Raw genomic sequence first — 10,094 nt, 5'->3', positions numbered from 1 at the left:
GTGTGAAGACGGGGTGAGGTTGCGGGTGGGAGGTGACAGGAGCGGTGAGGCTCGAGGAGCGGAGGTGTGTGGCGGCGGGGATGATGCGGCGTATCGGCATCTCGGCGTGATGGCATGGCGGCGTGCCGGATGTGAGGCGCTGGCGTGGCGCAGCGTGCGGGGAGACGGGGGGTGCGGTCGTTTGCTCCGTTTGCTCATGAGCATCTTATCTGTTTCTCATCCCCATCTATCGAACATAGATTCGAAAGATGAGACAATGAAACATGACCACATCAACGGCATCGTCAGCACCGCAGGGAGACAATACCAGCGCTCTCCCGGTCGTCGACGTGTCGGGAATGCTGGCGAACATGCCCACAGTTCAAGCGATGTCCGCCGCAAGTCGCGCTGCCGTGGCTCCAGGTCAGTCGAGTGGATCGGGCGCACTGTCCGCTTCGGAGGTGCCAGGCACACCCGCCGGAGTTGATGAGCGCGAGGGGGAGTTGGCGGGGTTGTTGGAGCAGGCTCGTCGGTTGCAGCGGGTGACGGCGATGCTGGCGGCGGTGCAGGCGTCGTTGTGGTCGCGTGTTCTGGCGTGGGCGATGGATGCGGGTTCGTCGGTGTCGCGGTCTTCTTCGTCGTCTTCTTCGTCGTCTTCGGTGGAGTTGGCGGTGCGTTCGGTGGCGGCGGAGTTTGGTGCTGCGTTGAATTTGAGTGATCAGCAGGTGCAGCGTCAGTTCAATGATGCGTACACGCTGGTGATGTGTTTCCCTGCGACGCATGCTGCGTTGGATGGTGGGTTGATCACCGCGGCGCATGCGCGGGTGATCGTGCGGGCCGGTGCGGGGATCGTTGATGATGCCGCGCGGAGCGCGTACGAGGGGGAAGCCGTTGTTCGGGCGCAGTCGACGACGACGTGGCGGTTGAGGGGCATGCTCACGGTGTTGGCGGAGCAGGTGATGCCGGTGTCGTTGGATGAACGTCACCGTGAGGCTCGTAAGGCGCGTTCCATCACTCTCACTGACGACAGTGACGGGATGTCGAATCTCTCGGTGTTCCTGCCGACTCTGCTCGCGCATGGCGCGTTGGATCGGATCATGAGCATGGCCCGCGCCATCAAACACGAACCAGGCGCCGCCGCGAGTGACCACCCCGCCACTCCTGATGCCTTCTCTGCTCCTCACGCCTCCGGCACTCCTGACGCCTCTGGCACTCCTGACGCCTCTGGCACTCCTGACGCCTCTGGCACTCCTGACGCCTCTGGCACTCCTGACGCCTCTGGCACTCCTGACGCCTCTGGCGCTCCTGACGCCTTCTCTGCTCCTGACGCCTCCGGCACTCCTGACGCCTCCGGCGCTCTTGACGCCTCTGCTGTTACTGACGATGCCGGCGCCGCTTACGGCACCTCTGATGCCGCCGGCGCTGCTCACGATCAGAATGTGGCTGGTGCGGCCGATTCGACGCTCGGCGGTGTCGATGGCGGTGGCGGTATGGGCGGCGAGGCTGATTCGCGGACGTTGCAGCAGGTCGCGGTCGATGTGTTCTGCGATCTCCTGCTGGGTGCTGCGCCCACCACGACGTCGGATGCTGTCGCGGCGATCCGCGGTCGGGTGCAGGTCACCGTCCCGGTGACGACGCTTGCTGGGCTCACCGACACCGGTGCGATGCTCGCTGGTGTCGGGCCGGTGGATGCCGAGACCGTGCGCGCCTTCGCTGCGCATCAGCCGGGCTGGGACCGCATCATGACGGACGCCGTGAGCAACGAGATCCTTGCCGTCGATCGGTACACTCCGTCCACGGGGATGCGCCGTTTGCTCGCCGCGCGTGACGAGCACTGTCGATTCCCGGGATGTCGCCGCCCGGTGCACCAGTGTGACCTTGACCACACGCAAGCGTGGGAGGACGGCGGAGAGACCTGTATCGACAACCTCGCCCACCTCTGCCGGCGCCACCACGTCCTGAAGCACAATTCCGCGTGGACCGTCGAGAACCTCGGTGGTGGCGTCCTGCGCTGGACCAGCCCCCTCGGCTACGAGTACATCGACACCCCACCACACCACACTGTGATGTTCACACCCGCAACCTCAGACGACCCCGTGCCAGCTCTCGGCGCGGGCACCCCGCGACGCATACCGCCAGACGCCCCACCGCCCTTCTAAGCAGGGTGAAGCGCCACGAGGCTGTCTCGGATCCGTCGAGGGCCGAGATCCCGCGGACCCGTCGATCGCAGAGCCCTCGATCGCAGAGCTCTCGATCGCAGAGCCCTCGATCGCAGAGCCCGTGGACCCATCAAGGGCAGAGACCGTGCGGGCAGAGACCTGAGCGCCACCGATTCGCGTGTCAGATATGCCTGAGATCATCACTGCGAAATCGGCGCTCTCCAGCGGGATGCGCCTGTCGAGGTTGCGGTTCCGCGGCACCGTGGTCCCGCGTTTCTCGAACACAGGCACAACTTCGTCAGTCATCACCTTCCTGACGATGTCCGCATAGACGGACTCCTTCGCCTCGTCACCGCGATCCGTTCACTCCACCTCGGCGATCCAGGTATTCAGGACAGCGCCGTAGGAGACGTACACACGCTAGCGCCTGATCAGTCGTTCCGTGTCCTGCTGGTTGTACGTGACATAGCCGCGCCAGGCCCGTGTGCCGTCGCGTTCATCCCAGATCTCGCCGGCGGCGCAGGAGCCGCAGCAGTTGAAGTTCTCCCGGGCGACGATTCCCGCGCGATTCAGCGCCTCGAAGGCATCGGTGAGATTCGCGCGTGCGTCTGCCGGCCACGCGGCTTGCAGCGCCCGACGCGCCGCCACCACGTGGTTGAACGCGGCGATGGCGACACCGTTCGCGATGCCCCACTCCACAACCTCATCGTCGCAGAGTTCGACGAACAGCTCGGGATCGGTCTCGCCTCGAATGACCTGGGGCCAGGCCGCGTCCCGAACCTCGGCTTCCAACTCGGCGGAAAGCCCGCCGAGGGGCGGCTCAAGTGCACCAGACGAAGCGGGCGGCCTCCGAAGAGACCGCCCGCCGACTGATCACCGCGCTCAGCGGTTCGCGATGCCCCGAATCTCGGGGGAGTGGAACGCGCCGCCCGCAGCCCGAGCGGAAGCTCCCTCGCGGTCGAGGTAGGGCGTCACGCCACCGTCGATGAACGGGTAGCCGGCGCCCAGGATGAGGCAGAGATCGATATCCTCGACCTCCGGCACCACGTTCGTGTCGAGCATGATGCGGATCTCCTCCGCCAGTCCGTCCTGCACGCGGCGGAGGATCGTGGCCTCATCGGTGGGGGTCTTGCCCACGGCCGGCTTCAGCACCTTCTCCGCGGCCTTGGTGAACCCGGTGACGCGCCCGCCCTTGTCCTTCTCGACGATGTCGGACAGTTCTGCGAGCTGATGGAAGTTCTCGTTCGCGTAGAAGCGATCGGGGAAGGCACGCACCATCGTGTCCTGCACGTGAGCAGCCACCTTCCAGCCGACCAGATCGATCAGCTGGAACGGACCCATCGGCAGACCGAGCGGACCGAAAGCCCTCTCGACCTTCTCGACAGGAGTGCCCTCGTAAACCGCACGAGCAGCCTCGCCCATCACCTTGGCGAGGAGCCGGTTCACGACGAAGCCGGGAGCGTCTGCGGTGAGCACCGCGTTCTTGCCCAGGCCACGCGCTACGACGAACGCCGTCGCCAGCGCCTGCTCGTTGGTGCTGTCCGTCTTCACGATCTCGATCAGCGGCATCACCGCGACCGGGTTGAAGAAGTGGAAGCCAACCAGACGCTCCGGGTGAGCGAGCTTCGCGCCGATCTCGGCGACGGACAGCGACGAGGTGTTGGTCGCGAGGATCGCGTCCTCGGCAATGATCGGCTCGATCTCAGCGAACACCTGCTGCTTGACGCCGACTTCCTCGAACACCGCCTCGATCACGAAGTCGCAGTCCGCGTACTCACTCTTGTCCGTGGTGCCGTGGATCAGGCCGCGCAGCTTGTTGGCGGTATCCGAGTCCAGACGGCCCTTCGCCTCGAGCTTCGCAATCTCCTCGTGAATGTAGGCGAGGCCCTTGTCGACGCGCGCCTGATCGAGATCGGTGATGAGCACCGGAACCTGCAGCTTGCGCACGAACAGCAACGCGAACTGGCTCGCCATCAGGCCGGCACCGATGATGCCCACCTTGGTCACCTTCTTGGACAGGGACTTGTCGGGAGCGCCGACCGGACGCTTGGCGCGCTTCTGCACGAGATCGAACGCGTACATGGAGGCGGCGAACTCGTCGCTGGTGATGAGCTCGGCCAGGGCTTCGTCTTCACGCTGGAAGCCTTCTGCCCGCGAGCCCGACTTGGCCTTGTCGAGCAGCTCCAGCGCCTTGTAGGGCGAGCGCGGCATGGTGCCGATCTTCGACTCCAGCATGCCCTTCGCCATCTTGATGGCGATGGGCCACTTGGTGAGTCGTTCGATCTTGCCGGGCTCGTTCTTTCGCTCCACCTTGACTGTGCCGCTCAGCACGCCATCGGCCCACGCCAGCGAGTCCTCGAGGAAGTTCGCGGCCGGGAAGATGGCGTCCATCATCCCGAGATCGAACGCCTGCTGCGGCTTCAGCATCCGGTTCTGCTTCAGCGGGTTCGAGACGACGACCTCCAGGGCGTTCTCGATGCCGATGAGGTTCGGCAGCAGGTACGCGCCGCCCCAACCCGGAATGATGCCGAGGAACACCTCGGGAAGGGCGATCGCCGCTGCGGACGCATCCACGGTGCGGTAGTGCGAGTTCAGTCCGATCTCCACACCACCACCGAGTGCCAGCCCGTTCACGAAGGTGAACGACGGCACGCCCACCTCGCTGATCGAGCCGAGCACCTTGTGACCGAGCTGGGCGATCAGCAGCGCAGCCTCGCGGTTCGGGATGTTCGCCACCTCGGAGAGGTCGGCCCCCGCGGCCAGGATGAAGGGCTTTCCGGTGATGCCGATGGCCTGGATCTCGCCGTTCGCCGCGCGCGCCTTCAGCCCGGCCAGCGTCTCGCCGAGCTCGGTCAGCGAGACCGGGCCCAGTGTGTTCGGGCGCGTGTGGTCGCGGCCATTGTCGAGCGTGATGAGGGCGAGAACCTTGCCGGATGGCAGCGTGACGTCGCGCACCGGGGAGTGCGTGACCACCTCATCGGCGGCGAAGGTCTGCAGGGGCGAGAAGTCGATGGCGTCGTAGTTGGTCATCGGGTCACTTCTTTCCGGTGTAGTTCGGGTTCTCCCAGATCATCGATCCGCCCTGGCCCAGGCCGACGCACATCGCGGTCAGGCCGTAGCGGACCTCGGGGTGCTCGGCGAACTGAGCGGCGAGCTGGATCATCAGGCGCACGCCGGATGCGGCCAGTGGGTGACCGAGAGCGATCGCACCGCCCCACGGGTTCACACGCGGGTCGTCGTCGGCGATGCCGTAGTGGTCCAGGAACGACAGCACCTGCACGGCGAACGCCTCGTTCAGCTCGAACGCGCCGATGTCGTCGATCGTGAGACCGGCTTTATCGAGCGCCTTCTGCGTGGACGGGATTGGACCGATGCCCATGACCTCGGGCTCGACACCGGCGAAGGCGAACGAGACGAGGCGCATCTTCGGAGTGAGGCCGAGCTCCTGCACCGCGTGCGAGCCGGCCAGCAGACTCATCGTGGCGCCATCGGTGAGCGGCGAAGACGTACCTGCCGTGACTCGGCCATGCGGGCGGAACGGGGTCTTGAGAGTGGCAAGACCATCCATCGTGGTCTCGGGACGACGACCCTCGTCCACCGTGGCGAGGCCCCACGCGCCGCTGGCGTCGCGAGTGGCGACCGAAACCAGATCGGGCTGGATCTTGCCAGCCTGGTAGGCGGCCTCCGCCTTGAGCTGGCTCTGCATGCCGAAACGGTCGGCACGCTCCCTGGTCAGCTGTGGGAAGCGGTCGTGCAGGCGCTCGGCCGTAATGCCCATGTTGAGCGCATCGGCGGACACCAGTTTCTCCGTGAGGAATCGGGGGTTCGGGTCGGCGCCGACACCCAGCGGGTGGTGTCCCATGTGCTCGACACCCCCGGCGAGTGCGAGGTCGTACATGCCGAAGCCGATGGAGCCCGCCATGGTGGAGACGGAGGTCATCGCGCCCGCGCACATGCGGTCGATCGCGAACCCGGGAACCGACAGCGGCAGACCCGCGAGGATCGCGCCGGTGCGTCCGAGAGTGAGGCCCTGGTCTCCCTGCTGCGTGGTGGCTGCGATTGCCACGTCATCGATGCGCTCGCCCGGCACCTGCGGGTTGCGCTCCATCACGCCCATGATCGCCTTGACGACGAGGTCATCCGCGCGGGTGTTCCAGTACATGCCCTTCTCGCCGGCTCGCCCGAAGGGCGTACGCATGCCGTCGATGAAGTAGACGTCCGAGTTCTCGGCCACTCTGCCTCCAATGTCGTGAGATTGAGTCCAGCATATTGTGGAACTCAGGTTCACCGGAAGCCGTTGGGGTGTTTCTACGAATCGGCTTCCGACTGCTCTCTGAGCCTTGCACGCTTTCGACAATCAGGGGCCGGAATTGCCCGTGAACAACGCCAGAGCGCCGCCCCGCAGAATGCGGGGACGGCGCTCGGGATCACTCGGCGACGAGGGGTGCCGGTGGCTCAGGCGGGGGGCCGGCGATGAATGCAGCGGAGATCAACGGTGCGGCCTGCTCGATCTGCCACTCGCGCGCTCCGAGGGTGCGCAGCGCCGCAGAGATCGACGTGACATCATCGCCCGGGTGATCCCATGACACCCGGCGCAGGAAGTCGGGCGTGAGCAGATTCTCGTTCGGCATGCCCAGCTCGCGTGCGCGCTCCTCGAGCACGGGACGCGCGGCCTTGTAACGCAGATCTGCGTCGGGGTTGCGATCCGCCCACGCGCGCGGCGGCGGGAGGGTGTCGGAGGCGACGCGATCCGGCGGAAGCTCGGTGGTGGTGCGTCCCGCCTCGATGGCCGACCACCAGCGATCCAGCTGCGTGCGGCTGGCGCGACCCGTGAACTCCTTGATGGATGCGAGCGCCTGCTTCGTGGCGGGCTCAGCGCGCACGGCCGCGACGATGGACCGATCCGGAATCAGCCGTCCGGGCGCGACGTCTTGCTCCTGCGCATACGCCTCGCGCGCCTGCCAGAGCTCGCGAGCGATGGCGAGGTTGCGCCGACCGCGCACCGTGTGCAGGCCGCTCAGCCGCCGCCACGGGTCCTCGCGCACCGGCTTGGGAGCCTTGTCGCGCACGGCGTCGAACTCCTCGCGAGCGAAGCGGGTCTTGCCCTGTTCCTCGAGCTCGGCGACCAACTTCTCCTGCAGATCGATGAGGTGCAGCACATCGAGGGCCGCATACTCCAGCCAGGACTGGGGGAGAGGGCGCGTCGACCAGTCATCAGCGGAATGCGCCTTCGCCAGCACGATGCCGAGCTCCTCCTCGACGATCGCGCCGAGCCCGACCCGCTGGTGGCCGAGCAGTCGAGCCGCCAGCTCCGTGTCGAACAGCGTCGTCGGGTACAGGCCCAACTCGTGCAGCGACGGCAGATCCTGGCTGGCGGCGTGGAAGACCCACTCCACCTCACCGATCGCGTGCTGCAGTGCCTGGAAGTCGCCGATCGGAGGCGGGTCGAACAGGAAGACGCCGGAGCCGCGGCGATACACCTGAATCAGGTACGCGCGCTGGGAGTATCGGAAACCCGACGCCCGCTCCACGTCGACGGCCACGGGGCCGTCGCCGACGCGCAGCCGTTCGATGGCGGCATCCAGCCCCGCCGAGGTGTCGATCACCTGGTACTCAGTCACACTCACTCCGCAGTGCTCCGCACATTCCGCGCTCCGAAAATCTCGATCTGCTCCGAACCCGGCGGGAGTCCCGCGAGCATGCAGACCAGCTCAGCCCATGCTTGCACGTGTCCGTCGACTGCTCCGGACGGCGACCAGGATGCGCGCAACTCGATCTGCGCGCCGTCCCCTTCCGCCGCCAGAGACCCGAAGCCCGTGGAGATGGTCTTGGTAGCCGTTCCCGACACGGCGTGCGCCTGCGCGTTGTGCGAGGTCAGGGCGTCGCGCAACCAGGTCCAGGCGACGCTCGCCAGCAGGGGATCGGCACCGATCTCCGGCTCCATCGGTGCCTGCGCGAAGCACACGATCCGCCACGGACCGTCCCAGGCATCGGGGGAGGACGGGTCGAACAGCAGGACGAACCGTCCGGTGCCGTACGCGGACTCGCCCTCCTCGCCGGGGCGAACGTCGCCGGCGAGGGCGATCGCGTAGGGAGCGAGTCCCTGCGGTGCCGGTATCTCGCGCACGGCGAAGTCCTCGCGGAACGTCACCGCACGCAGCAACTCCTGAGCCTGCGCGAAGATCGCGTCTACTGGTGAGTCTCCCGCCACGCCGACAGACTAAAGTGAGTGGGCGATGAACACTCCCAGGCGCGCCGTCCCAACCGGTACCCTCACCATCTTCCGCATTCTGATCGCGATCCTCGCGGGGTCGCTGGCAGTCGTGCTGGGTGCCCTGTTCGCCCTGGTGCGCACGGTCGCGCGTCGCGTGGTCGTCCCCGCGAACCGCGAGAATGACACGCGGATCATCGGGTTGGATCTCAAGGCACAGACCATCACGCTGCAGAGCACCGCCGATACTCGTCTGCCCGGGCGCTATGGACTGTTCACCACCGGGACGGTCGACTACATCAAGCTCGGCACGATCCTCGCGCAGGACGAGCACTCGGTGACCCGCAAGCTTCTCACCGAGGTGGATGGAGGGACGCGGCTGGGCCGTGACGCCGCGTTCAGCGGCTGGTACTTCGACAGCCCCGACCAGCTGCAGCTGCCCTTCCAGCCCGAGTTGATCGGGACCGCGGCCGGTCCCGCCCCGGCGTGGATCTTCCCCGGCGGGGACACCTGGGTCATCCAGGTGCACGGCCGTGGCACGCGTCGCGCTGAGTGCCTGCGCGCGGTGCCGGTGTTCCACGATGCCGGGATCACATCGCTCATCGTCTCGTACCGCAACGACGGCGAAGCTCCGCGCAGCCGCTCCGGAATGTACGCGCTGGGGGAGACCGAGTGGCGCGATGTCGACGCCGCGATCGGCTACGCCAAGCGGCACGGTGCCGCTCGCGTGCTTCTCATGGGCTGGTCGATGGGTGGCGCGATCGTGCTCCAGGCGGCGACACGTTCCGCCTATCGCGAGCTGATCGCGGGCATCGTGCTGGAGTCTCCCGTCATCGACTGGCGCAGCGTGCTCACCTACCAGGCTCAGGAGAACCGGATTCCCGCGCCGCTCGGGAACCTCGCGGTGTCCTCGCTGCAGGGCGGCTGGACCGCGCGCGCGATGGGCGCGGGAGACGCGATCCCGTTCGACCGGCTTGACATGGTGGCCGGTGCGGATCGACTGCACGTCCCGGTGCTGATTCTCGCGTCCGACGACGACGGTTTCGTCCCCTCGGACGGCGCGCACGCGCTGGCCCAGGCACGCCCGGACATCGTGCAGCTCGACACGTTCTCGGTGGCACGTCACACGAAACTCTGGAACTACGACCAGAGCCGCTGGGACGGCGACATCCGCTCCTGGCTGGCGGAGCAGGGCTTCACGGGCTGAGCTTCACGGGCTGAGGGAGAGCTAGCGCTCCGCGCGCGTGAGCATTCCGGTCATCCGGCGATCCCGGTCATTCCGATGACGAGAATTAGCGCTTCTCGCGCACTTGGCGCTTCGCGCGCAGGAGCATCCCGGTCATCCCGGCGATCCGCAACGGCGAGACCGCGCGCGTGAGACCGATGGTCTGCGGGAAGTCGTCCGGGATTGACAGCACCTCATCGGCCGTGAGACCGGTGATGCCCTGCGACAGGATGCTGGCGAAGCCGCGCGTGGTCGGAGCCTCAGCGGGAGCGGTGGCATGCATCGACACCACGCCGTCCTGGTCGACATCCACGATGATGTAGACCGGCGACTGGCACTCGATCACACGCTCGGCAAGCTCCGGATGCCCCTCGTACTCCGCGGGGAGCTCCGGAAGATCGTTGGAGAACTCCAGCAGTAGCTCCAGGCGATCGGACTCGTCGAGCTCAAGGAACTCGTCGCGGATCTCGGCGAGCGTGGCGGGAAGTTCTGCAGCATTCATCCCCTCCATCCTCCCACG

The 10,094-nt window shown here is 66.7% G+C and carries 8 protein-coding genes; 2 read left to right on the top strand and 6 right to left on the bottom strand.

The window, feature by feature from the left end; all coding sequences use genetic code 11:
• Positions 1-263: 263 nt before the first annotated feature.
• Positions 264-2,138, top strand: coding sequence for a DUF222 domain-containing protein (locus ACI3KU_RS10970; RefSeq protein ID WP_404922347.1), 1,875 nt, complete (start codon positions 264-266; stop codon positions 2,136-2,138).
• Positions 2,139-2,558: 420 nt separating this feature from the next.
• On the opposite strand, the gene ACI3KU_RS10965 is transcribed toward ACI3KU_RS10970, so the two are convergent.
• The 5 genes from ACI3KU_RS10965 to ACI3KU_RS10945 all read right to left on the bottom strand — a co-directional run bounded on the left by ACI3KU_RS10965 (position 2,559) and on the right by ACI3KU_RS10945 (position 8,349).
• Positions 2,559-2,930, bottom strand: coding sequence for a DUF6891 domain-containing protein (locus tag ACI3KU_RS10965; protein WP_404922346.1), 372 nt, complete (start codon positions 2,928-2,930; stop codon positions 2,559-2,561).
• A 90-nt stretch (positions 2,931-3,020) separates the two neighbouring features.
• Positions 3,021-5,168 carry a 3-hydroxyacyl-CoA dehydrogenase NAD-binding domain-containing protein gene (locus tag ACI3KU_RS10960; protein ID WP_404922345.1) on the bottom strand — a complete coding sequence of 716 codons (2,148 nt, stop codon included), beginning with the start codon at positions 5,166-5,168 and terminating at the stop codon, positions 3,021-3,023.
• 4 nt (positions 5,169-5,172) lie between these two features.
• The gene (locus ACI3KU_RS10955) at positions 5,173-6,372 is read right to left on the bottom strand and encodes a thiolase family protein (RefSeq protein ID WP_404922344.1); all 1,200 of its coding nucleotides are present in this window, start codon (positions 6,370-6,372) and stop codon (positions 5,173-5,175) included.
• Between the two features lie 193 nt (positions 6,373-6,565).
• Complete coding sequence (locus ACI3KU_RS10950) at positions 6,566-7,759, bottom strand: ribonuclease D (RefSeq protein ID WP_404922343.1); 1,194 nt, start codon at positions 7,757-7,759, stop codon at positions 6,566-6,568.
• Positions 7,760-7,761: 2 nt separating this feature from the next.
• Positions 7,762-8,349 (bottom strand): DUF3000 domain-containing protein, encoded by a 588-nt coding sequence (locus ACI3KU_RS10945; RefSeq protein ID WP_404922342.1) that lies wholly within the window; start codon positions 8,347-8,349, stop codon positions 7,762-7,764.
• Between the two features lie 25 nt (positions 8,350-8,374).
• Here ACI3KU_RS10945 and ACI3KU_RS10940 point away from each other — a divergent pair, with 25 nt between their 5' ends.
• Entirely contained in the window at positions 8,375-9,556 is a 1,182-nt protein-coding gene (locus ACI3KU_RS10940) for an alpha/beta hydrolase family protein (RefSeq protein WP_404922341.1), read from the top strand.
• An 85-nt stretch (positions 9,557-9,641) separates the two neighbouring features.
• On the opposite strand, the gene ACI3KU_RS10935 is transcribed toward ACI3KU_RS10940, so the two are convergent.
• A complete protein-coding gene (locus ACI3KU_RS10935; RefSeq protein WP_404922340.1) occupies positions 9,642-10,076 on the bottom strand; it encodes a SufE family protein in 435 nt (144 codons plus the stop codon).
• Positions 10,077-10,094: the final 18 nt, after the last annotated feature.

The sequence above is a fragment of the Microbacterium sp. ZW T5_56 genome (genome assembly GCF_044987425.1).
In the GTDB taxonomy this organism is placed as follows: domain Bacteria; phylum Actinomycetota; class Actinomycetes; order Actinomycetales; family Microbacteriaceae; genus Microbacterium.
Note: the sequence above shows the minus strand (reverse complement) of the source record. Positions and strands in the feature narration are given on the sequence as shown.

What these genes read in the sequence shown, in the direction of transcription:
- ACI3KU_RS10970 (WP_404922347.1), top strand. Translation starts at nt 264, where the DNA reads ATGACCACATCAACGGCATCGTCAGCACCGCAGGGAGACAATACCAGC.
- ACI3KU_RS10960 (WP_404922345.1), bottom strand. Translation starts at nt 5,168, where the DNA reads ATGACCAACTACGACGCCATCGACTTCTCGCCCCTGCAGACCTTCGCC.
- ACI3KU_RS10940 (WP_404922341.1), top strand. Translation starts at nt 8,375, where the DNA reads ATGAACACTCCCAGGCGCGCCGTCCCAACCGGTACCCTCACCATCTTC.
- ACI3KU_RS10935 (WP_404922340.1), bottom strand. Translation starts at nt 10,076, where the DNA reads ATGAATGCTGCAGAACTTCCCGCCACGCTCGCCGAGATCCGCGACGAG.